The organism is Bradyrhizobium arachidis (genome assembly GCF_015291705.1).
Classification (GTDB): Bacteria; Pseudomonadota; Alphaproteobacteria; order Rhizobiales; family Xanthobacteraceae; genus Bradyrhizobium; species Bradyrhizobium arachidis.
On the sequence record NZ_CP030050.1, the window covers coordinates 2,436,718 to 2,458,290 of the forward strand.

The window sequence follows — 21,573 nt, forward strand, 5'->3', positions numbered from 1 at the left end:
ACTTCACGAAACCTGGGATCCCTGGACTGCAACATGGCCGCAACCTCGCAATATCTGACGCTCGGGCTCGCCGGCGAGACGTTCGGCATCAGCATCCGCAACGTCCGTGAAATCCTCGACATGCGGCCGATCTCGCGCCTGCCGCATGCGCCGAATTTCCTGCTTGGCATGATCGACGTGCGCGGCAGCGGCTATCCGATCGTCGACCTCCGGACCAAGCTCGGCCTGCCCAGCGTGGCGGCCACCGAGGCGACCCGCATCATCATCCTCGACGTGCCGATGAAGGACCGCCTGTTCGGTGTCGGCTTCGTCGCCGACTGCGTGTTCGAGGTCACCGACATCGACGAGCAGGCGATCGAGCCGATCCCCGAGGTCGGCGGCAAATGGCAGTCCGATTACGCCGCCGGCATCGGCCGCAAGGGCGAGAAGTTCGTCGTCATCTTCGACCTCGCCAAGCTGATGGCGCATGACGAGATCCCGGAAGGGCGCGATGCGCCCCGCGCCGCCTGAGTTTGCAAGAGTGAAGCGTGGACAAGCGTAAGCACCCCAATTCGAACCAACGAGACTGACATGAGATTCACCGTCAAAGCCAAGCTTGCCAGCGCCTTCGGCGTCGTCATCCTGCTGTCCATGATTGCCGGTGCGGTCGGCTACATGAAGCTCGCCGACATGGTCGGCACCACCGAGTTGCTGGTCAGTCGTTCGGGCCGCATGGAAAAGGCCGCCGAGTTGAAGGAAGGCATTCTCTTCCTCGTGCGCTCGGAGAAGAATTCCATCCTCGCAGCGTCCGACGCAGAGCACGAGCAGTTCCGGGCTGACCTGATCAAGAACCGCGAAGCGGTCGCCAAGTCCAAGGACGAGATCTACGCGGCGGCCAGCGAGAGCGGCAAGAAGCTGATGGAGAGCTTCAATGTCGCGTTCGCCAAGCTGAACGCCTATCAGGACGAGACGGTCCGCCTCGCGAAGACCGACAAGCCGCAGGCGCTGGACCGTTCCATGCATGACGGCCGCAAGGTCGTTGCGGACGCGATCGAAGCGGCCGACGGCTACATCAAGAACGTCAGGAAGAACATGGCCGAGCAGGCCGAACAGGCCAAGCAGGACGGCGCCCGCGCCGAGATGATCCTGATGAGCCTGGTGATCGCCTCGCTGCTGATCGCCGCGGCTGCAGCGACCTGGATCGCGCTCAACATCAGCCGCGCACTGGCGCAGGCCGTCGGCCTCGCCGATGCGGTGGCGATCGGCGATCTCAGCCACAAGATCGAGTCGTCCAGCAACGACGAGATCGGCGACCTGATCAAGTCGCTGAATGCGATGACGGTGAACCTGAACGCGACGGCGGCGCTCGCCAACCAGATCGCGCAGGGCGATCTCACGGTCGAGGCCAAGCCGCTGTCGGACAAGGACACGCTCGGCCTCGCGCTCGAGCGCATGGTGGAGAAGCTCCGCCAGATCGTGTCGGAAGCCCTGACCGCGGCGCAGAACGTCTCCGCCGGCAGCCAGGAGCTCTCGGCCAGCGCCGAGCAGCTCTCGCAGGGCGCGACCGAGCAGGCTTCGTCTGCGGAAGAGGCTTCCTCCTCGATGGAGGAGATGGCCTCGAACGTGAAGCAGAACGCCGACAACGCCAACCAGACCGAGAAGATCGCCGCGCAGTCCGCCAAGGACGCCGAAGCCAGCGGCGCCGCGGTGGGTCGCGCCGTCAACGCGATGCAGACCATCGCCGAGAAGATCACGATCGTGCAGGAGATCGCACGTCAGACCGACCTGCTCGCGCTCAACGCCGCGGTCGAAGCCGCGCGCGCCGGCGAGCACGGCAAGGGCTTTGCGGTGGTCGCCTCCGAAGTGCGCAAGCTCGCCGAGCGCAGCCAGGCGGCTGCGGCCGAGATCGGCACGCTCTCGGCCGAGACCGTCAAGGTGGCGCAGGAGGCAGGCTCCATGCTCTCCAAGCTCGTCCCCGACATCAAGCGGACAGCGGAGCTCGTCGAGGAGATCACCGCGGCCTGCCGCGAGCAGGACGTCGGTTCGGCCCAGATCAACCAGGCGATCCAGCAGCTCGACAAGGTCGGCCAGCAGAACGCCAGTGCTTCCGAGGAGGTGTCCTCGACCTCCGAAGAGCTCGCCTCGCAGGCCGAGCAGCTCCAGTCGACGATCGCCTATTTCCGCATCGACCACGGCGCAAAGAGCCAGGCGCCGGCGCCGATCGATCGCGCGGTCAATCAGCTGCGTGCCAAGGCGGCCACGATGGCGGCGGCCGAGCGTCCGGCCAAGAAGCCGCAGGCGAGGCCCGCGCGCGCCCTGAAGGCGGCCGGCGGCGGCGGCTTCGCTTTCGACATGAACGACGGCGAGGACGATCGCGACGCCGATTTCCAGCGCTAGGGCTCTCCGAGGGAATCGGCCCACTTCCCGGTGGGCCGGTCTCTCGTCAGCAATTGCGTAAACGCGTGGGATTCAAGATGGCCCGTTCGGCCCGACATTCAGTGCAGGCGGCGGCCATCCCGGTTGGGGGCATGCAGCGATGATGCCCGCCATGCAGGATACGGCGGTGCATCTGTCCGACCGCCACTTCCGGACCATCGCCGACTTGATCGAGGGCCAGGTCGGCATCAAGCTGCCGCAGGGCAAGCGGCTGATGCTGGAGGGACGGTTGCACAAGCGCGTACGCGCGCTTAACTTCTCCGACCTCAACGAATATGTCGAGAACCTGTTCGAGGCCGAGCATTTCGACACCGAGCTCACCCATCTCATCGATGTGGTGACGACCAACAAGACCGACTTCTTCCGCGAACCCCAGCACTTCACGTTCATGCGTGACGTGGCGGTTCCGGCCCTGCTCAAATCGCATGGACGCCGGAATGCGAACCTGAAGATCTGGAGCTCGGCGAGCTCCACGGGGATGGAAGCCTACACCACCGCCATGGTGCTGGACGACATGACCCGGAATGGATCGCGCTTCCAGTACCGAATCCTCGGGACAGATATTTCAACGGCGGTGCTGCGCCTTGCCAAGACCGCGATCTATACCCGCGACGTGCTCGCTCCGGTGCCGGAAAACTTCGTGAAGCGATACTTCCTGTCGTCGCGGGACAAGTTGCGCGGCGAGGTGCGGGTGGTGCCAGAGCTGCGGCGCATGACGCATTTCATGCGGATGAATCTCATGGATTCGTCCTATCCGGTCGACCGCGACGTCGACATCATCTTCTGCCGCAACGTCCTGATCTATTTCGAGCGCGAGACGCAGCGCAAGGTGATCGAGCAATTGTGCAGCCATTTGCGGCCCGGCGGCTATCTCCTGGTCGGCCATTCGGAATCGATGATTCACAGTGCAGTGCCGGGTCTGAAGCAAGTCCAGCCAACTATTTTCAAGGTCTGATCGGAGCGCCGCCCAGATGCCGAGGGAGAAAGTTCGCGTACTGATCGTGGACGATTCGGCGTCGGTGCGCCAAATCCTGCAGACGATCCTTTCGGAAGACCCTGATATCGAGGTGATGGGGACCGCGTCCGACCCGTTCGCGGCGGCGCGCCGCCTCCAGAACGAGATTCCCGATGTCATCATCCTCGACATCGAGATGCCCAAGATGGACGGCATGACCTTCCTGCGCAAGATCATGGCACAGCGTCCGATCCCGGTGATCATCTGCTCCTCGCTCACCGAAGAGGGCTCGAACGTGATGTTCGAGGCGTTCGAGGCCGGCGCAGTCGACATCGTGCCGAAGCCGAAGATCGACACGCGCCAGGCGCTGCTCGAATGCTCGACGCGGTTGCGCGAGGCCGTAAAGTCGGCGGCGCGCGCGCGGGTGCGTCCGCGCTCCGAGCGCAGGGTGATCGAGAAGAAGCTGACGGCTGATGCGATCATTCCGCCGCCGGTGCAGGGCAAGGTCCGGCCGACGACGGAACGCATCGTGTGCATCGGCGCATCGACCGGCGGGACCGAGGCCCTCAACGACGTCCTCGAGATGCTGCCGCCGCATTGTCCGCCCATCGTCATCGTCCAGCACATGCCGCCGGGCTTTACCGCAGCCTTTGCCAGGCGTCTCGACAGCGTCTGCCAGATCCGCGTCAAGGAGGCCGAGGACGGCGAGCCGGTGCTGCCGGGCTGCGCCTATATCGCGCCCGGTGCCCGTCACATGCTGCTTCAGCGCATCGGCTTGCGCTACCAGATCGCGATCAAGGACGGCCCGCCGGTGTCGCGGCATCGTCCCTCCGTTGACGTGCTGTTCCGCTCGGCGGCCCAGCACGCGGGCGCCAATGCGCTCGGCGTGATCATGACCGGCATGGGCGACGACGGCGCCCGCGGCATGCTGGAGATGCGCAAGCTCGGTGCTTCGACGCGCGCTCAGGACGAAGAGAGCTGCGTGGTGTTCGGCATGCCCAAGGAAGCCATTGCCCATGGCGGCGTCGAGAAGGTGGTCGCGCTGCACCACATCCCGCGCGAGATCATGCTCTGGTACCAGGCCGGGCATGTCGCGGCGGCAGGTTGATCGCAATGTCCGCCATTCCGGCCAACACACTGACTGAGGCGACCGCCGCGATCGAGGATGTCTCGTCGCGGATCGAGGATGTCTTCGCGCGCGTCGGTCATGATCTCGGCCGCGGCCACCTCATGTTCAAGGAGCTGAACCAGGGCCTTGCGACGCTCTCGGAGGAGCTCTCCGGCGCCGAGATCGAGGGCGCCGCCACCGCCCTGCAGGAGATCGCCGCGCGGCTCAGCGAACTCGCAGAGGCGCTGCCGGCGGAAAGCGCGCTCCTGGAGACGATCGGCAAGAGCACGGCGGAGGCGTCGTCGTTGCTCAAGCCGCTGTTCAAGCACATTCAGATGATCACCATCATCGCGCGCAGCGCGCGGATCGAGGCGGCCTCGCTCGACGGCGATCGCGAAGGCTTTCTCGCCTTCACGCAGGAGGCCTACGATCTCGGCAAGGCTGTGCAGGGCTCGATCGAAGGCTGCGCGAAGGACCAGCAGCGCCTGTCGGATGCCGTCGCCACGGCGTCCGGCCGGCAGAAGGAATTCGAGAGCCGCTACGCCAGGCAGCTGGTGGCCGAGAGCGCCGAGCTCGGTGCGGCCTATTCCGGAATGCGCGAGCAGCGCCGCAACGGCAGACAGCTCGCCGACCTCGCGAGCGCCAGCACCAGGAAGATCGCCGAGGCGGTCGGCGGCGCGATCATTTCGCTTCAGGCCGGCGACAGCACGCGCCAGCGCCTCGAGCATGTCTGTCACGGCCTTGGCCTTGCGTCGGGATCGTCCACGAGCCTCGTTCCCGAAGCGGTCGTAAGCGAGGACGGCGCGCGCGCGATCTGCCAGTTGCAGGCGGCCCTGCTCAGGGATGCTCAGCGCGAATTCGGCGGCGACATCGGCCAGATCGTGCGCGCGCTGTCCGCCATCCTGCACGACGCGGGCAGTGTCGTCGGCCACGGCCGCACGCTGTTCGGCGGCGAGGAGGGCGGCTCGTCGTCGTTCCTGGCGCGCATCAAGCAGACCCTGGCGCATGCCTCGACCCTGATCGGCACCTGCGAAAGCGCCGGCCGCGCGGTCGACGAGGCGCTCGCCATCGTCGAGGACACGCTGGCAAAATTTCGCCAGGCGATCGCCGGGCTCGCCGAGGCGACCGTCGACATCACCCTGATCGGCATGAATGCCGGGCTCAAGGCCAGCCATCTCGGCAGCCGCGGCAGCGCCTTCGTCGTGATCGCGAACGAGCTCAAGGCGACCGCCGATCAGGTCTCGGCGGGCGCGGGGCGCCTGCGGCCGGTGCTCGACAGTATCGAACGCTCCGCGCAGGAGCTGAAACAGCTCCGCGTGCAGGGCGATCCCACCCAGCTTGCCAAGCTCGAGCCGCAGATCCTCCAGGCGCTGCGCGAGGTCGAGGCCGGCAACGAACGGCTCGGCAAGCTGATGAGCCGGCTCGTCGATGAAGGCGCCGAATTCGAGGGGCTGATGAATTCGGCGCAGGGCCTGATGACCTCGCTGGGCGAGAGCTCCTCGGCATTGCCTGCGGTTGCCGCGCGGCTCGAGACTGCGAGTGCGGGCGCACAGCGGCCACAACCGCAAGCTCAGGATCAGACGATGCTCGACGATCTCTTCGCGCGCTACACGATGGAGCGCGAGCGGGACGTCCACCGCGACTTCCTGCAAACGCTCGGGCTGGCGTCGATCGCCACCACGCGCAGGGTCGAGGCGGTCGAGACAGCGGATGACGGCATAGAATTGTTCTGACGTCCGCCGCCGCGCCTTTGCGCGCGCCTACAGCAATTTGACGGGTTGGCTTTGCACGGCGTTAACCGTTGCAAAATGCTCGTCGCATCGGTCATTGTCGCGCCCCAGAGTTGGTCGCAAATACGCATGGAATTGCGACGGATGTTTTTCATGCTGAGAGACGGCAAATACGCTGCCTGGTTCAGGACCCCGCGTGGCCAGGGCACCGGCGTCGTACATCTGGCCGAAGGGCGGATCTCGGGCAGCGACAGCTTCTTCACCTATGGCGGATCCTATCGGGTCGACGAGCAGCGCTTCACGGCCCTCCTGACCACCAAGCGGTATGCCGACGGGCCGCCGACCGTGTTCGGGCATGACGAGGTCGAGGTCGAGCTCTCTGGCGTGTGCAGTGGCGCGATGGCGACCTGCTCTGGAACGGCGAGGCAAGCGCCTGACGTGATGTTCGAGGCGACGCTGATCTACAGCCAGGAGGATCAACCTGCCGCCGAGACGCGATGTGCGGTGGTGAAGCTCAATGACAAATTGCCCAAGGGGCCCGACAGCCGTTCCCGGCCGCGCCACTTCCCCGGACCTCCCAGGTCTCCCGCATCTTAGTACTGCATTGACACTGTTGCCTCGAAAAGGCGCCGTAGCCGGACTGAAGCAACCGAGCCTTTAGACGTGAAATCTAAATCTGAAGCCCGATAACGGTGGTGGAAGAAGAAACATGCCTCAGATCTGGATGACCTATGACGAGCTCGGAAGACTGTGCGACTGCGACAGCAGTGAAGCCAGAATGAGAGCCATTCACCTGTCACTTGACCGTCGCAAGAGCCGCGACGGAACGACGCGCGTCAAGCTGGATCTGGCGTTGACGGCCAAGTTCTTCGCCTCCGTCCGCGAGTCTGATTTCGATCTCGACGGAGCCATCGCAGCGCTCCAGGCCACGCATCGGCAGATGGCCGAACTCCTGACACCGCATGAGTTCCTTGGCAGGCGCGGAGTGGCGTAAGCGATCGCCCGGACCGGGCATTGCGATCCGCGTCGAGATTCCCGCTATGGCTGCCCCGAATCAGGCATAAATTCGCCTCCGGAATTTCTGGCTGGGCCTCGGGGTTTCAACCCGCACGGGCATACAGCCTGCAGGAGGATGCCATGAGGACGGCCGCTTATCGGGCGTGCGTGACGCTGGTGGGAACAGCTTTGTTGGGCGCGGCGACGATTGCGACAGCAGCGTCGGCGAGGGCGGAGGTCGTGAAACTTCAGGCCGACCTCAAAGGCGGCAATGAGGTGCCTCCGAACAATTCGCCCGGGACGGGCAAGGCGGAAGCGACCTACGACACCGAGACGAAAACCCTGACCTACACTGTCACCTATGCCGGCCTGACGGGCCCGGCGATGGGGGCCCATTTCCATGGTCCCGGCGAGGCCGGCAAGAACGCCGGCATCGCCCTGCCGTTCAAGACGGTGCAGAGCCCGATCCAGGGCAGCGCCACGCTGACCGACACGCAGGCCGCGGATCTCCTGGCTGGCAAGTGGTATGCGAACATCCATACCGCCGCGAATCCGGGTGGCGAGTTGCGCGGGCAGATGATGAAGTAGAGGCGGCCCGCCAAGTCAGGCAGCTTGGTGCAGGCTAACGCCTCTGGTCCCGACGATCACGCGCGAGACCGTTCATCTCGATACCGTTCATGGAGGCGCCCTGCGGCAACGAAAGCGTCGCCATTTGGTCGCACTTTGCCGCGATAACGTCACGCTGGAATTGATCGTCGGACCCAGCATGAAGCACCTGTTCCCTCTGGCTGTTGCCGCAGCCCTGCTTTTTCACACCGATGCGCGCGCCATGCTTCGCGACGCTTCGATCGATCATGACCTGGGCGGGGTCAAGAAGTCGTTCGAGGCCATGTTGCGCGCGCATAGCGGCCGCGCCATCGATCTCGGAACCGCACGTGCGGTGGTTCGCGGTCAGGATGCTCCGGAAGAACCGGTGAGCCGCTGATCAGGGGCGCGGCGTCGTAAGAGGTTCGGCAAGCCTGAATGATGTCGCCGGTCAGCTGTGGGCGTTCTCGATCAATTTACGGATAGGCCAGGCGCAACACGCATTCGGACGTAACTGGCAACGCGCCTATTGTTGACGACCAATCCCCAACTCTTTCTGCAATTGCGGCGTAAGGCCCATTGCGCCCTCGGTACGTCCTTGGCCGGTTCCCAGGTTTCGAGTCGCTGGTGCCGGAGAGGAGGACGTTCCCGTGGCGGCGGTGGTCGGGGTGGATGAACCAGACGCAGTGCCGGTGTAGCCACTGCGCACACCGCTCGGATAGGTGCCTTGGGCGACTGCCGAGGGCGATGTCGCAATGAGCAAAGCTCCACCCAGAAGCACATGAAGTTTGCGGACCATCGTTCCAAATCCTCTCAACAGATTGCGCATTGTGGATCAGAAGCCGCAGTTTGCCAATCTGCGTCTTGCTGCGAGCTTTGAGCAGAGTGTGCAGAACGTGTCTAGGATGGAGATCTAGGCAAAAAGGCGAGGATGGTCTGAGCTAACAGCACACCGACTGTTCCCCCTGCTGCTTTCTGCAGCACATCCACCAGGGCCGGATCGCGATCGGGCGTTAGAGCTTGCAGAACCTCGAGCCCGATTGCGACTGACAGCACGAGCATGCAAGCGAGACGGAAGCGTCCAGGCAGCAAAAAGGACAGGAGAAAGCCCAATAGTCCATAAGCGCTGAACCGCTCGACGACGACGATCCAATAGGCTTCGTGATGGCCGACGAGCACGGGGCGACCTGCCAACTTCGCCAAGGTGGCGTAACTTATCAGGGCAAAGCAGACGCTAGTGGCCGCGACGAGGGGGTTCCGAAACATGTCCGCACCATACCCAACTCTGCGAGCTGATGCCGGGAAACCCTTTGCTATCGTTAAGGAGGCCACGCCTCTCGGTCGGACGAGAGCGCTAGCCGACGCTTCGCATCGACGGACGCGCCAAATTTTCATCAGGGCCGGGCGAGGGCCGGACCGGAAAGACCTGCCAGAATCAGCCGCCACGACGGCCGTTTGATGCAACCCTCGGCATCTGTGCGACATTTCCACCGCGAGGACGGATCAGGAACTGTGGAGGCTCCGACGATTTGGAGGGGCGCACATAAGGCTTCAACTTGAGGTATTGCGTACGACGCCTCTGCGAGACGACGGATCGCGTGCCGTAACCAGCCGCGAACGAAATTGCCACGATGGCAGCCAGGAGTATGATGTCGAACATGCGAGGGTACCACCATCGGAGCGCTTGCCACTCCGATACCGGTGCTGGTCAACATTCATAAGGCAGTTTTGCGGACTTCCGATGACCCGCGATCACATGAATTTGCCCGCGATGACCGGAACTTTGTCGGCCGTCCGCAATGCCTCGTCAAGGTCGGGGTGAACGTGTGTCAACATCATGAACCAATTGCGTCGCGCCCGTTCAAAAGGCAATTCGCCTGAACCTGCGTCGGCGTCGTCGCGAACGCAGCTCGCGAATGCCGTAACCGGCGGCAAATCCAGCCGCAAAAATAGCCAATAGGAACAGCAGTGCCAGCATGGCACCCCTTGAAGCATTTGCCGTGCCAGCTCGGCTTCGTCAGATGTGAAGGCGTTTGCTTCCAGGCGGCTGCTTTCGAACCGCCTCGCCGACCGACTTTTCCTAAAGCATGATCCGGAAAAGTGCGAAGCTTTTTTCCGGAAAGATCATGCGCAAACAACAACCTAAAGCGCGGTGACGATTCATCCAAATCTCATCGCGCTTTAGGCAACAAGCGCGGCTTTTTGTGTCGTGCCGTCGAGGCCGGCCGATTTACGTCTCTCAAGAAGCTCGACGAATTCCTTGACGGGCAATGGCGCGGCGACGAGATAGCCTTGGCCCTCTTCGACGCCGCAGGAGATCAGGGCGCGGACCTGCTCTTCGGTCTCGATCCCCTCCGCGATGACGCTCATGCTTAGATCGCGCGCGAGCGCGACCAGCATCTCCACGATGGTCGTGGTCGAGGCATCCACCGCGATGGTATCGACGAAGAACTTGTCGATCTTGATGGTGTTGGCACCCAGCGCTTTCAAACGCGATAGTCCGCTATGGCCGACGCCGACGTCGTCAATGGCAACGCGGAAGCCATGGTCGCGTAACTCGCTCACCACGGCTGCGGCACGTACGAGATCATCGAGTTCGTCGCGTTCGGTCACCTCGATCACGATCTGACGTGTGGACACCTTGGCCGCACCAACGGTGCTACGCAGTGTCTCGATGAAACCCGCGCTCAAGAGGTGCTTGGGCACGACATTGAGTGAAAGCTTGAATTCCTTGTCGGCCTTCAGGTGCGGCTGCAGGTCGGCCAGGGCACGGCCGAGAAGCTGCCACGTCATGCCTTGAATCCGTCCGCTGGACTCCGCCAGCGGAATGAAATTCATCGGTGGCACGACGGAGCCGTCCGCGCGCAGCCAACGCACCAGGATCTCGCATCCTTTGATCTGCCTGGTCTTGAGATCGAAGATTGGCTGAAAATAGGGGCTGAATTCGCCGCGCGCCAACGCGCGGTCGAGATCGGCGACGGGGCCCTCGACGCGCCGCGTCCGCGACAGCAGGAGGCCGAAGAGCGCGCCCAGCGCGAGCGAGAGAGCGATGGCCGGCCAATAGGCCTGGCTGTTCCATGTCGACAGCACGGTCCTGTCGATGCGGATCGTCGTGCGCAGCGGGTAACGTGCCGAGCGCTTCTCGAAATCGACCGGATGCGGCAGCGCCTTGTCGGCATCAAGCATGAATTCGCCAAGCTGCGCGCCATTCGTGAGCGCCAGCAGGACCTGACCATGCGCGCGCAATTCCGCCGGCATGATATCGAACAGGCTGGAGTTGATGCCGAGGATGGCGACCAGCGCCTTGTTGTTGCCGATGTCCCTGAGCACGCCGAGGGCGTCGCCGCCGAATTGCTCGACGCGGAACAGCATCAGCCCCGCATCCCGCGAGGCCAGCATGTCGCCGCGATCGACCCAGCCCTTGTCGAATTCCAGCGTCTCCGAATAGGCCGAGCAGATCACCGAGCCGTCGGCGTTGACCAGACGCACGTCCTTGACCGCCGAGCGCCGATAGACGTGGAGACGGATCGCCTGCAGCGCCGCCGGATCGCAGGTGGCGAGCCCCCGGCTTGCCAACTGGTCGAGGCTTGCTGCGGCAAAGTCGACCGCGAACTCTGAGCGGCGCGTGACGACCTCGGTCAGCTCTTCGAGATGGCGCGCCTGCTGATCGTGAATGAACTGTGTAGCGGCGAAGTGGCCGCCTAGTCCAAACGTCACCGCGCCCGAAAGCACGAGCGCCGCCGTCGAAAATCTCGGCCGTGTTGATCGCATCCGGCCCCGGGACAGGGTTAAAAGAGGATTATCCGAACTTAACCGGGATGCGCTAAGATAAGGTTTAAGGCGGGCCGACTGACAACCGCCAAGCCCCGTTTCAGGTCGCACTCGGCCTGCCCTGCGACCCGCTGTTGTGCTCCGGATCACTCCAGCCCCGCAGATGGAGCCGTTATAGCTGGCGGAACTGCCGAGGGGGACGCCGCGGCAGCCGGACCTCGCTCAATCGGTAGTTGCTTGGGTAAGAGTGGCGGTCGACGGGCCACGTAACGCAAAGGCGCAGCACGACGAATGCAACGTTGAGGGCTAGCCAGATCGATACCGCAATAATGAAATAATGTGCCACAACGGAATCTCCGCTTTCTCAGCAGATCTTGTCGAGACAACGCTGAGAGCGGGGCGTGGTTCCGCAAGCGTTTCAGGCGGACTTCCGCGGGCTGCTAGCCTTTCTTGGCTGCTGCCTTGGACTTAAGCGACAGGCCGAGGCGCAAGGCCATCCGCTTGATTGCGTCGGGTGATCGCCCGAGCTGTTTCGCTGCATCTTCCAGCGAAGTCGAAGACTTGGCCAATTCCATCAGGCGGCGGTCTTCCTTGAATGACCAGGGCTTGCGCGCCATAACCGAAACTATCCTCTCACGTCGATACGACGACAAAGCCGCCAAGCGGTTCGCTCAGCGGCTTTGCTTGGGTGGGGCCGGGCTTGGGGGAGCCCGGTGCGGAGATGGATAGGCGATCCGACGAAACGCGCAACAAAGACCGAGAATTAAGCTAACCTCTCAACCTTACCGCGGCGAATCCGGTGCGCGATTCACGTATAATCACGGGAGTTTTGGTCTGTGACGGCAGCTCGTGGACAAGTGGCTGTAGCTTAGGATCGCCCGGCCTCCAGTGACGGCTCTCGCAGAATGAGTTTGCGCGATCTCGCTTCAAGAGGCGGCAAGGCTCGCGTTCGAAGCGTGAGTTGATGTTGCGGGCCTAGCCGTCTTTGCTCTGCTCGACCTGCCCGGCGGCGTCGGCCTGTTCGACGACACAAGGCCGACTGCCGCAGGCGATACGCTCCATGTTCTCGAGCTCGGGTCGAATTCCTGCGAGCAGATGTTGGATGACGGAGGTTGTGCAATTGGTTCTCAGTCGGTCGCTGCTGACACAGGAGCCCCGATGAACTACTGTGGGGTTTCGAATGGTCGGACGATCGCAATGCTCCCTAGGAGACCAGATTTCGGCGCCATGGTTGCCTTGGTCGTGACGATCCATGCCTGGTGTGGTCAGGCCTGGGCCGGCGACGAGGTCTCGACGGCTGGTTCGACGGTCGAAGGCGAGGCTAGTGATCTCGTCGCATCCCCCGATAGTCATATCTCCCGTGAGGATTGGAAGCGCCGGATCGGGGAGGCTCGCTCGCGGGCTGAGCAGGCGCGACGGGAGTGGAAGCTAAATGCTCCGTTGCGCACGTTCGTGCCAGATCCGCCGGAGAAAATCGCCACTGAACGGGTGCTGAGCGATGACACGCTGAAGCCGGGGGATATCGTTTCGACGGACAAGGGCTTCTTTGTGTTTCGCGGGCGGTCTGGCAGCGACGGGCAGGCTGCGGATTTCGCGCCGATAGCTCCGCGTTAGCTTGCTTGGGCGACATTTATTTCTCGCGCGCACTCACGCCTTGCAAAATCATGCTGATCGAGACGAAGCGAATCATCGCGCGCGAAATCGTGACGATCGTGTCAACTCTGGTTCACAATCGATCAAGTCATGATGCGCGCATGCAACGTCATCCCCGGTGAATTCTCCCTTGATGGAGTCCTGCGCCTCATCTCATGAGGACGCGTCACGAGATCGTCGAATTCGTTCGCTTATGATCGTGCAGACAATCAATGCGAACACGCAGATGCTTCAAAAGGCCTGGGCGGCATTCCCGCTCACCAAGATCAAAGAACGAGCATTCGAAGGCGCATTCTTCAGTGTTGTACTGATCGCGATGGCCGGCTGGGTCTATTTCATCACGCTATCACTGCTGAGATTGATCCTGTGGTTCGTGGGCTGACTGCATGCGGATGATCGATCCTCAAGCAGATGGCTGCCCAATATTTCTCGCGTGTGAGAACGAAAACAGCAGCACTCATCACGATATCGACAAATCTGCAGGATGAGAATGCTGCGTCTGGGAGAAGGAAACGTTCCGCAAATGGAAAGATTTCCCAATGACATCGGTCTTGATCGTAGGCTTGATCTTCTTCGCGGGCTTCGGAGTTGGCTATCTCGCGCGTGCCTCGCGTTCGCGCAAGCGCAAGCATATGCGCCAGCTTTACGCCCCCTATGGTTCGCCGGCATCCCGGACGGCCGCGCGGCGCGCGTTTTGAGACTACACGACTCGAAGGCAGCTAATGTGATGACACATCTGTCCCGGGCGGCGTTCGCGATGACCAAGGTAACCATGTCCACTTAGGTTAAATCGCGGCCGCCGTTGTCTATCGGTTTGGTGATGAATAGGTTGCGCACGGATTTCAGGCAGATGATTTTGCATCCGTGCGCTTTTGAGTGGGATTTGAGTTGATGATCTGGCTCGTCGCTTTGGCCTTCCCGGTTGTGGCGGGACCGGTTTTCGTGTGGGCCTATGGCCGCCGGCTTGGCGCGCTAAGCGGTCCGTGGATCTGGGAAGAGGCGGCGCGTCATGACTGATCTGAGGAACAATGCGCCGCGGCGATACTTTGTCGATGCGGGTGGGCGACGCGTTTTGATTGGGCTGACGCCTGAGGAGACGTTCGAATTCGAACGGCTGGACAGCCAACCGGTTGCCGACCTATCCAAGGGGCAAGTTCTCCGCGACGGGAAGGTCCTGTGGCCGGTTACGGGGGAGCTGCGCTGGCAGGAGCTGTATGCCAAGCACGACGGTGCCTGGAAGGCGTGGTTGGTGCAGAACCGTGGTGAACGGACCGCAGGCTTTAGCCTTTGTTAACCATCCCGGACCCATTTTCTGGTCTGGCGCCTCCAACCGGAAAATGAACGCATGTTCCAGCTGTTCTTGCGAGCCCGTACCCACAACTTCTTGAGAGGCCATAGCCGGGGAGAGCAGGAGTTTCGTGCGCGTTCGCCCGAGCGCGACATGGAAACGGATCGCTCCCGGATCGAGGCCATCATGACAGCGATCGAAGATGCCCTGCACGCTGCCGAGCGTGAGCAGTCAGGCCTGAGCCGTCGCGTGGAAGACGTGCTCGCACGCGCTGCCGTGACGTTCGGCAATGGCGATGACGAATATCTGGAGCGCGAAGACCTGGACAAGCATCATCAGGATCTCTTCGACAAGGAGATCCTGAACGGTCAGCGCAGGCTCAAGGAGCTGGGCTCATCGATCGCGCACTTCAAATTCCTGAAGGCAGCAATGCTGAGCCGCTTTCCGGAGTTCAGGTCACCCGCCAGCACAAATTAGAAGGCACTGCAGCCATCGAAGCGGCGGCAATCGGCGCCCTGGCAGCGCGTCAACCCGCGCCTGCGCTCAAGCAGCGAATCTGTGCCTCAGTACTGAAGAACGCGCTCGGGAAATGCCGGATTCACATACCGGGCATATGTGCGAACCCGTCCGTAGTAGTAGTGAGGCTCGTCCCGGGTGCGCGGATCAAAAGCGTAGGAGTATGCCATTCCGAGCGAACGATGCCGCACACGGACCACGGTTGGGCAGCCGCAGCGCGGACCGCAATAGGGATTGGGACCGCGATCGATATAGGGGACAGCCGTAGCGTGACGAACGGCGATCGGCGGAACGGCGTAATCGGCCGCGAAAGACGGTGAGGCGACGGCGGTCAGGCTCGTCGCAAGGGCGAGAAATCCGAGAAGAGATCGCATGGCTGTATTTCCCCAATTGGGACAATCTTAGACGTTCTCGTCCGAGCGGGCAAGTTGGTCCCTGGGCAACCGGGTATCGCGCAATAAACAGACAAACTTCCAAAGCGCGATGAGATCAGGATGAATCGTCATCGCGCTTTAGGTTGTTGTTTGAGCATGATCTTTTCGGAAAACCGCTGCGCAATTTTCCGGATCATGCTCTAGCCGCGTAGCGCGCCGACGAAGGAGGGGTCGACCGCCTGTACGGCTTGCTCCAGGAAGGCTTTGCCCTGCTTGGAGGCTTGCCGGTAGGCCTTAACGAGTGTCGCCCTCAAGTCCGGGCGGCGCGTCAGCATCAGCCGCACGTCGCCTCGCGCGAGCTCGGCAAGCTCAAGATCGAAAAGGGCATCGGCGGAGGTCGCGGTATAAAGCCGCATCGGCATCAAACGAGCATCGTTCGCCCCGGTGATGTAGGCCATCCTGAGCGCCCCGACCACCGTCGGACCACTGGGGTCACGTTGGGCTTCGAGGAGGGCTAACGCCAGCCATAACTCGGCGTCATAGGGCGTTGCCGATAGCGCCGATATGACGCGCGATCGGGCATGATCGCTCCTCGGAGAGACCTTTCCATCACGAATGGCATCCAGCGCTTCGATTAGCGTGTGATTGCTTTCGAGGTCCGATCTGAAGGGAATGCCGCCGAACCAACCTGGAGCTTCGTGCAGCTGTGTCGACAGCTTGGGATCGTCAGGAAAAACGGGCCGTGCACTGGCAGCCAACTCCGCGGCGCCGGAAACGAAGCCGTAGCATCCGACGAGCAGTGACAAGGCAATCAGGCTGATCCGGAAGAGCATCGACGAACTCATGGCTGAGCATTGTGCTCAAAGCGCCAGGAGACTATGCCCTTGAATAGTCAATAACGTCAAATTGCCTGTTGCATAGGCGCCGGTGTCGATGTTGACCCGGTTGGGACGGATATCGGGCTCCTGAACCGGTGTGTGTCCATGGACGATGTATTTGCCGAAATAAGCCTCGCTCCGTAGAAATTCCTCTCGGATCCAGAGGAGGTCGTGCTCCTGCTGACGTGCCAGCGGGACACCCGGTCTGACGCCGGCGTGAACGAAGAAGAAATCCCCGCAGACAAAGCGAGGGCGCAGGCCTTGAAAGAATCGATGCTGATGAAGCGGAATTCTTGCCGACAGCTCCTGGACGAGTTCGGCTTGTTCGGCCGCGCTGGGGTTGAGAGAGGGCTTGAGGCCGTAGGATGTCAAGGTCTGCAGGCCGCCGAACTGCTTCCATTGATCGAACTGGGCGGGGTCTTTCAGGACATCCAGCAGGAACTCCTCGTGATTGCCCTTGAGAAACACCGACTCATGCTTGCGGCCTCGTTCAATCAACAATTCGATGGTGCGGTACGAATCCGGGCCACGATCGATGTAGTCGCCGAGAAAGACATGGATCGGCCGCATCGAGCCGATCGTCGTGAGATCCTTGTCGATGACGGTAAACATCTGCTGCAGAAGGTTGGCGCATCCGTGGACGTCGCTGATCGCATAGATGCGGATGCCGTTCGGCAACCTCGGCTTCGGCATTTGCGCCTTCGAACGGGGCCATTTGATCATAGCGACTTGGGGACCTGTAATGCCTGCAGGTAGTACGATTCGGATAACGCGACCCTATCTCCCATCCTAAACAGATTCAGTAAGCAATTGTGCCCAAATGGTTTGGGCCGCTGCAATTGAGGGTGTCGGAAAGGGCGGGAAGTGCGCCGAATGTCTCCATTCTCGAGCCGATGGGGCCATTTGGCGCCATCTTGCGGGCCTTTGCCGGGGCGGTTTTCCGGTGTGTTCGACGGCGTGATCCGCGTGTCTGGCCGGCGGCGACAAGCATGCACCGCCGGCCATGAGCTTGATGTTCAACCGGTCTTCATTCGCGTTTAGCGGCCCTACACCATCACCAGATGATCGCGGATCCAAGCGGCGTCGTGGCGTAAATCGGCCAGCTGCTGAGTGGTCGCTTCCTCGACCATGGCGATGGAGGCGGTGTGCCCGGCGGCGTCCACGACGTAGCCTCCATACTGCTGATAGGCTCTCGCAACCGCCAGGCCCTCGGGCGTCAGACCAGCGTGCTCGATGTCCAAGTCGGTTGGCAGGGCGAAGTGGGCTCCGATCGGGATTGTACCCTTGTAGGTGTTGACGCTGCCGCCATCGGCCGCCACGGCAGGGAAGACAAACTGGTCGAGTTGGTTGGTCCCTGCCTTGAGCTGGGTCGGGTCGAGCTCGATGGCCATGGCGTGGTTGATTGAAAGACTATTCAACTCGTCGGTCGTGATGAGGCCTCCGAGAAGAGACGCACCTGATGCCCGGACTCCCGCGCCGACGCCCACTGCGGTTCCCCATCCGGTGCCGTTCAGGTCACCCTCAACGAGGTAGCTCGCATGCCAGGTCTGGCTTGCCGAATCGTAGCTGGCTTTCCACGCTTCCCAATAGTGGATGCCGTCAGGATCGGCAAAGACGACCCAGCCGTCGCTGGCATGCGTCGGCGTCAAATCGGTCGGTGTCGTAATCTGCAGCGTTCCGTGCGAGGAGAAGCCTCCACCCACCGTTGCTTGGTTCAGAACGTCGAATGTCCACTTCATGTTCGGTGCATCGGCCGGCGTGGTGAAGAAGATGTCCTCCGATTGGACCCAGGTGTTGGCGAGACTGGTGCTTTTGAATTGTTGGTTCTGGATCGCGTTCGGATCGGAGTAGTGGACGTTCAGTTCGCTGATCGGCGTATTCCAGAGGCTGTCCGCGGAGAAGAAGTGGTGCCCGGAAAGCTCGAAATCCTGCTGATGGGATATCAGGTCGGCCTTGCTGAGCCCGGAGAATGTCAGCGTGTTGCCGTGCCCGTCGTCGATGACGGCGCCTGCGGCGGTGTCCGTCGTGTGGTTCTGCAGCATGTCGGACACGCTGGTAAAAGCGGTCGAGTCGATCTCGACGTGATCGCTGCCGAAGTCAAAGGAGGCGATCGTGTCGTGACCGAAGTCGAACTTGAAGACCAGCGTCTCGGAGCCGCTGCTGGTGAAACTCTCGTCGGCACCGCTCGAGTAGACGGTTCGGGTATGGGTGCCGTCGAGAGCGACCTGGTCCTTTGACTTGAGAAAGCCGGTGGCGTCATACACATCATGCTCGGAGACGTAGGGCGTCCCCGCGGCGTTCGTCAGGAAGACGTCCTTGCTGTTGTCCGCGTGAAGCACGGTCTCCGTGGTAAGTGTGGCCTGGCCGTTCACCACCGTATAGAGCTTGGTGTTGGAGATGTCGGTCGAGCCTGTTGGGTACTTCAAGACGTCGCTGCTCAGGACGGCATGGCCCGAGACATTCGCATAGGTGCGCGTGTCGGTGGTGCCGTTTGCGTCGATGGTTACCTCTGATTTGAGGACGCCTGTCGTGTCGAAATAGTCGGTCGTCTTGGTGCCGTCCGCGCCCAGAACGTACGTGTAGTCGAGAGTGCCGTCGGCGTGGCTGCGCGCCATGCTAATGAGCACGCCGGCGACATTGTAGACATCGTGCTCGGCAACATAGGTCTTGCCGGTGATGTTGGACAGATAGACGTCCTTGCTCTTGTCGGCGTGCACGACGGTCTCACTGGTGAGAACGCCGTTGGTGTAGGCGAGCGTATCCGAGGAGCCGTCTGCCTTCACAACGCTGCTGGACGTCAGCAGGCTGCCATCGGCGTTGTATTGAAGGGATGTCTTGGTGCCGTCTGCGTCCAGTGTGTAGGTGAAGTCGCGGGTGCCGTCGGCATGGGTGCGGACGATGTTGGTGAGGACGCCGGCAGCGTTGTAGATGTCGTGCTCGGCGACGAAGGTCTTGCCGGTGATGTTGGACAGATAGACGTCCTTGGTCTTGTCGACATGCGCCACGGTCTCGCTGGTGAGGACGCCGTTGGTGTAGGCGAGCGTATCCGAGGAGCCGTCCGCCTTCACGATCGAGCGGGACGTGATGGTGCTGCCGGTGGCGTTGTACTGAAGGGCCGTCTTGGTGCCGTCTGCGCCCAGAGTGTAGGTGTAGTCGAGCGTGCCGTCGGCGTGGGTGCGCACCGAACTGGTGAGAACGCCGGCCGCATCGAAGATGTCGTGTTGAGCGACGTAGGTCCTCCCGGCGATCTGCGAATAGTAGACGTCCTTGCTCTTGTCGGCATGGACGACCGTCTCGCCGGTGACGATACCATTGGTGTAGGCGAGGGTATCCGAAGAGCCGTCCGCCTTCACGACGATGCTGGACGTCAGCAGGCTGCCACTGGCGTTGTATTGCAGGGACGTCTTGGTGCCGTCCGCGCCCAGAGTGTAAGTGAAGTCGCGGGTGCCGTCGGCATGGGTACGCACCGCGCTGGTGAGCACGCCGGCGGCGTTGTAGACGTCGTGCTCGGCGACGTAAGTCTTGCCGGTGATGTTGGAGAGATAGACGTCCTTGGTCTTGTCGGCATGCAACGCCGTCTCGCTGGTCAGGACGCCTTTTGTGTAGGCGAAAGTGTCCGACGAGCCATCGGTCTTCGTGATCGTGCGGGACGTCAGCGCGCTGCCGGTGGCATCGTACTGCAGTGCTGTCTTGGTGCCGTCAGCGCCCAGATTGAAGGTGTAGTCGAGCGTGCCGTCTGCGTGGGTGCGCACCGAGCTGGTGAGAATGCCGGCCGCGTTGAACACGTCATGTTGAGCGACGTAGGTCCTGCCGGCGATCTGCGAGTAGTAGACGTCCTTGCTCTTGTCGGCATGGATGACCGTCTCGCCGGTGACGACACCGTTGGTGTAGGCGAGGGTGTCCGAGGAGCCGTCCGCCTTCACAACACTGCTGGACGTCAGCAGGCTGCCGTTGGCGTTGTATTGAAGGGATGTCTTGGTGCCGTCCGCACCCAGAGCGTAGGTGAAGTCGCGGGTGCCGTCGGCATGGGTACGCATCACGCTGGTGAGCACGCCGGTGGCGTTGTAGACGTCGTGCTCGGCGACATAGGTCTTGCCCGTGATGTTGGAGAGATAGATGTCCTTGCTCTTGTCGGCGTGGACGACCGTCTCGCTGGTGAGTACGCCATTGGAATAGACGGAAGTGTCGGACGAATTGTCCACATATACTATCGCGCGGGACGCCAGGCTGCCGTTGGCATTGTATTGCAGCGTGGTCTTGGTGCCGTCTGCGCTCAAAACATACGTGTAGTCGAGAGTGCCGTCGGCGTGGGTGCGCGTCGCGCTAGTGAGCACGCCGGCGGAATTGTAGACATCGTGCTCGGCGACGTAGGTCTTGCCGGTGATGTTGGACAGATAGACGTCCTTGCTCTTGTCGGTATGCACGACGGTCTCACTGGTGAGGACGCCGTTGGTGTACGCGAGCGTATCCGAGGAGCCGTCCACCTGGGTGACCGTGCGGGAGGTTATGGCGCTGCCGGTGGCGTTGTATTGGAGAGCTGTCTTGGTGCCGTCGGCGCCCAGGCTGAAGGTGTAATCGAGCGTGCCGTCGGCATGGGTGCGCACCGAGCTGGTGAGAACGCCTGCCGCGTTGAAAACATCGTGCTGAGCCACGAAGGTCTTGCCGGCGATGTGGGAGTAGTAGACATCCTTGGTCTTGTCGGCATGGATGACCGTTTCGCCGGTGACCACACCGTTGGTGTACACGAGCGTGTCCGAGGAGCCGTCCGCTCTCACAACGCTGTTGGACGTCAGCAGGCTGCCGTTCGCATTGTATTGCAGCGACGTCTTGGTGCCGTCGGAGTCCAGAGTGTAGGTGAAGTCGCGGGTTCCGTCGGCATGGGTGCGGACGATGTTGGTGACGATACCCGCGGCGTTGTAGACGTCGTGCTCGGCGACGTAGCTCTTGCCGGTGATGTTGGAGAGATAAACATCCTTGCTTTTGTCGGCATGCACTACGGTGTCACTGGTGAGGACCGCCTGTCCATTGACCGTCGTATAGAGCTTCGTGTCGGACACGTTGGTCGAGCCGGCCGGATATTTGATCACGCTGCTGGAGAGAACGCCGTTCGTGAAAGTCTGGGTCTGCGTCGACCCGTCCGCGAGCTTGGTCGTTGTCGATGTAACCGTAGGAGTAGTCGAGGCCATTGGAACCCACCATGTGTCGAGACTGATGGATGTGTAGGGCCGAGACGTCTCTATCGAGCGAAGTCTATCGATGGGTTCTGATCGGTAGAAACAACCAGACATTAATCGGAAACGATCA

At 61.9% G+C, this 21,573-nt stretch carries 21 protein-coding genes; 14 read left to right on the plus strand and 7 right to left on the minus strand.

From position 1 onward, the window contains the following. The first annotated feature begins 33 nt into the window (after nucleotides 1–33). The 9 genes from WN72_RS11210 to WN72_RS11250 all read left to right on the plus strand — a co-directional run bounded on the left by WN72_RS11210 (nucleotide 34) and on the right by WN72_RS11250 (nucleotide 8,189). Entirely contained in the window at nucleotides 34–510 is a 477-nt protein-coding gene (locus WN72_RS11210; protein ID WP_092217545.1) for a chemotaxis protein CheW, read from the plus strand. A gap of 60 nt (nucleotides 511–570) precedes the next feature. Further along, the gene (locus WN72_RS11215) at nucleotides 571–2,376 is read left to right on the plus strand and encodes a methyl-accepting chemotaxis protein (protein WP_092217546.1); all 1,806 of its coding nucleotides are present in this window, start codon (nucleotides 571–573) and stop codon (nucleotides 2,374–2,376) included. A 139-nt stretch (nucleotides 2,377–2,515) separates the two neighbouring features. Next, a complete protein-coding gene (locus tag WN72_RS11220) occupies nucleotides 2,516–3,370 on the plus strand; it encodes a CheR family methyltransferase (protein ID WP_092217547.1) in 855 nt (284 codons plus the stop codon). Between the two features lie 16 nt (nucleotides 3,371–3,386). After that, on the plus strand, nucleotides 3,387–4,478 hold the full coding sequence (locus tag WN72_RS11225) for a protein-glutamate methylesterase/protein-glutamine glutaminase (RefSeq protein WP_092217548.1): 1,092 nt from the start codon (nucleotides 3,387–3,389) through the stop codon (nucleotides 4,476–4,478). Between the two features lie 5 nt (nucleotides 4,479–4,483). Beyond that, a complete protein-coding gene (locus WN72_RS11230; RefSeq protein WP_092217549.1) occupies nucleotides 4,484–6,211 on the plus strand; it encodes a chemotaxis protein in 1,728 nt (575 codons plus the stop codon). A gap of 150 nt (nucleotides 6,212–6,361) precedes the next feature. After that, on the plus strand, nucleotides 6,362–6,805 hold the full coding sequence (locus WN72_RS11235) for a hypothetical protein (RefSeq protein ID WP_092217588.1): 444 nt from the start codon (nucleotides 6,362–6,364) through the stop codon (nucleotides 6,803–6,805). Between the two features lie 112 nt (nucleotides 6,806–6,917). Next, nucleotides 6,918–7,202 (plus strand): hypothetical protein, encoded by a 285-nt coding sequence (locus WN72_RS11240; RefSeq protein ID WP_027562182.1) that lies wholly within the window; start codon nucleotides 6,918–6,920, stop codon nucleotides 7,200–7,202. A gap of 143 nt (nucleotides 7,203–7,345) precedes the next feature. Further along, nucleotides 7,346–7,792, plus strand: coding sequence for a CHRD domain-containing protein (locus WN72_RS11245; RefSeq protein ID WP_051378071.1), 447 nt, complete (start codon nucleotides 7,346–7,348; stop codon nucleotides 7,790–7,792). Between the two features lie 178 nt (nucleotides 7,793–7,970). Next, nucleotides 7,971–8,189: a hypothetical protein gene (locus tag WN72_RS11250; RefSeq protein ID WP_141263188.1), complete on the plus strand. Its 219-nt coding sequence runs from the start codon at nucleotides 7,971–7,973 to the stop codon at nucleotides 8,187–8,189. A 500-nt stretch (nucleotides 8,190–8,689) separates the two neighbouring features. On the opposite strand, the gene WN72_RS11255 is transcribed toward WN72_RS11250, so the two are convergent. The 3 genes from WN72_RS11255 to WN72_RS11265 all read right to left on the minus strand — a co-directional run bounded on the left by WN72_RS11255 (nucleotide 8,690) and on the right by WN72_RS11265 (nucleotide 12,177). Continuing rightward, nucleotides 8,690–9,055 (minus strand): VanZ family protein, encoded by a 366-nt coding sequence (locus WN72_RS11255; RefSeq protein WP_027562179.1) that lies wholly within the window; start codon nucleotides 9,053–9,055, stop codon nucleotides 8,690–8,692. Between the two features lie 915 nt (nucleotides 9,056–9,970). After that, a complete protein-coding gene (locus WN72_RS11260; RefSeq protein ID WP_231164287.1) occupies nucleotides 9,971–11,521 on the minus strand; it encodes an EAL domain-containing protein in 1,551 nt (516 codons plus the stop codon). 479 nt (nucleotides 11,522–12,000) lie between these two features. Then, on the minus strand, nucleotides 12,001–12,177 hold the full coding sequence (locus tag WN72_RS11265) for a hypothetical protein (protein ID WP_167380971.1): 177 nt from the start codon (nucleotides 12,175–12,177) through the stop codon (nucleotides 12,001–12,003). 610 nt (nucleotides 12,178–12,787) lie between these two features. On the opposite strand from WN72_RS11265, the gene WN72_RS11270 reads away from it, so the two are divergent. From WN72_RS11270 to WN72_RS11285, 5 genes are all read left to right on the plus strand, one after another. Further along, complete coding sequence (locus WN72_RS11270; protein ID WP_092217551.1) at nucleotides 12,788–13,174, plus strand: hypothetical protein; 387 nt, start codon at nucleotides 12,788–12,790, stop codon at nucleotides 13,172–13,174. Between the two features lie 232 nt (nucleotides 13,175–13,406). Continuing rightward, nucleotides 13,407–13,595: a hypothetical protein gene (locus WN72_RS11275; protein WP_035730110.1), complete on the plus strand. Its 189-nt coding sequence runs from the start codon at nucleotides 13,407–13,409 to the stop codon at nucleotides 13,593–13,595. Between the two features lie 509 nt (nucleotides 13,596–14,104). Next, nucleotides 14,105–14,230 (plus strand): hypothetical protein, encoded by a 126-nt coding sequence (locus tag WN72_RS47505; protein ID WP_265440967.1) that lies wholly within the window; start codon nucleotides 14,105–14,107, stop codon nucleotides 14,228–14,230. Then, nucleotides 14,223–14,507: a hypothetical protein gene (locus tag WN72_RS11280; RefSeq protein ID WP_027562177.1), complete on the plus strand. Its 285-nt coding sequence runs from the start codon at nucleotides 14,223–14,225 to the stop codon at nucleotides 14,505–14,507. The genes WN72_RS47505 and WN72_RS11280 overlap by 8 nt, the downstream gene beginning before the upstream one ends. Before the next feature lie 51 nt (nucleotides 14,508–14,558). Continuing rightward, nucleotides 14,559–14,978 carry a hypothetical protein gene (locus tag WN72_RS11285; protein ID WP_092217552.1) on the plus strand — a complete coding sequence of 140 codons (420 nt, stop codon included), beginning with the start codon at nucleotides 14,559–14,561 and terminating at the stop codon, nucleotides 14,976–14,978. An 86-nt stretch (nucleotides 14,979–15,064) separates the two neighbouring features. On the opposite strand, the gene WN72_RS11290 is transcribed toward WN72_RS11285, so the two are convergent. From WN72_RS11290 to WN72_RS11305, 4 genes are all read right to left on the minus strand, one after another. Beyond that, nucleotides 15,065–15,391: a hypothetical protein gene (locus tag WN72_RS11290; protein WP_141263167.1), complete on the minus strand. Its 327-nt coding sequence runs from the start codon at nucleotides 15,389–15,391 to the stop codon at nucleotides 15,065–15,067. 200 nt (nucleotides 15,392–15,591) lie between these two features. Next, nucleotides 15,592–16,224, minus strand: a complete 633-nt coding sequence (locus tag WN72_RS11295; RefSeq protein WP_092217553.1) for a hypothetical protein — start codon at nucleotides 16,222–16,224, stop codon at nucleotides 15,592–15,594. A 27-nt stretch (nucleotides 16,225–16,251) separates the two neighbouring features. Beyond that, a complete protein-coding gene (locus tag WN72_RS11300; protein WP_035731547.1) occupies nucleotides 16,252–16,962 on the minus strand; it encodes a metallophosphoesterase family protein in 711 nt (236 codons plus the stop codon). Between the two features lie 353 nt (nucleotides 16,963–17,315). Beyond that, the gene (locus WN72_RS11305) at nucleotides 17,316–21,455 is read right to left on the minus strand and encodes a beta strand repeat-containing protein (RefSeq protein ID WP_143130675.1); all 4,140 of its coding nucleotides are present in this window, start codon (nucleotides 21,453–21,455) and stop codon (nucleotides 17,316–17,318) included. Nucleotides 21,456–21,573: the final 118 nt, after the last annotated feature.

Coding starts and splice junctions, on each gene's coding strand:
- WN72_RS11210 (WP_092217545.1), top strand. CDS start 34: ATGGCCGCAACCTCGCAATATCTGACGCTCGGGCTCGCCGGCGAGACG.
- WN72_RS11215 (WP_092217546.1), top strand. CDS start 571: ATGAGATTCACCGTCAAAGCCAAGCTTGCCAGCGCCTTCGGCGTCGTC.
- WN72_RS11220 (WP_092217547.1), top strand. CDS start 2,516: ATGATGCCCGCCATGCAGGATACGGCGGTGCATCTGTCCGACCGCCAC.
- WN72_RS11225 (WP_092217548.1), top strand. CDS start 3,387: ATGCCGAGGGAGAAAGTTCGCGTACTGATCGTGGACGATTCGGCGTCG.
- WN72_RS11230 (WP_092217549.1), top strand. CDS start 4,484: ATGTCCGCCATTCCGGCCAACACACTGACTGAGGCGACCGCCGCGATC.
- WN72_RS11235 (WP_092217588.1), top strand. CDS start 6,362: ATGCTGAGAGACGGCAAATACGCTGCCTGGTTCAGGACCCCGCGTGGC.
- WN72_RS11240 (WP_027562182.1), top strand. CDS start 6,918: ATGCCTCAGATCTGGATGACCTATGACGAGCTCGGAAGACTGTGCGAC.
- WN72_RS11245 (WP_051378071.1), top strand. CDS start 7,346: ATGAGGACGGCCGCTTATCGGGCGTGCGTGACGCTGGTGGGAACAGCT.
- WN72_RS11250 (WP_141263188.1), top strand. CDS start 7,971: ATGAAGCACCTGTTCCCTCTGGCTGTTGCCGCAGCCCTGCTTTTTCAC.
- WN72_RS11255 (WP_027562179.1), bottom strand. CDS start 9,055: ATGTTTCGGAACCCCCTCGTCGCGGCCACTAGCGTCTGCTTTGCCCTG.
- WN72_RS11265 (WP_167380971.1), bottom strand. CDS start 12,177: ATGGCGCGCAAGCCCTGGTCATTCAAGGAAGACCGCCGCCTGATGGAA.
- WN72_RS11270 (WP_092217551.1), top strand. CDS start 12,788: ATGGTTGCCTTGGTCGTGACGATCCATGCCTGGTGTGGTCAGGCCTGG.
- WN72_RS11275 (WP_035730110.1), top strand. CDS start 13,407: ATGATCGTGCAGACAATCAATGCGAACACGCAGATGCTTCAAAAGGCC.
- WN72_RS47505 (WP_265440967.1), top strand. CDS start 14,105: ATGATCTGGCTCGTCGCTTTGGCCTTCCCGGTTGTGGCGGGACCGGTT.
- WN72_RS11280 (WP_027562177.1), top strand. CDS start 14,223: ATGACTGATCTGAGGAACAATGCGCCGCGGCGATACTTTGTCGATGCG.
- WN72_RS11285 (WP_092217552.1), top strand. CDS start 14,559: ATGTTCCAGCTGTTCTTGCGAGCCCGTACCCACAACTTCTTGAGAGGC.
- WN72_RS11290 (WP_141263167.1), bottom strand. CDS start 15,391: ATGCGATCTCTTCTCGGATTTCTCGCCCTTGCGACGAGCCTGACCGCC.
- WN72_RS11295 (WP_092217553.1), bottom strand. CDS start 16,224: ATGCTCTTCCGGATCAGCCTGATTGCCTTGTCACTGCTCGTCGGATGC.
- WN72_RS11300 (WP_035731547.1), bottom strand. CDS start 16,962: ATGCCGAAGCCGAGGTTGCCGAACGGCATCCGCATCTATGCGATCAGC.
- WN72_RS11305 (WP_143130675.1), bottom strand. CDS start 21,455: ATGGCCTCGACTACTCCTACGGTTACATCGACAACGACCAAGCTCGCG.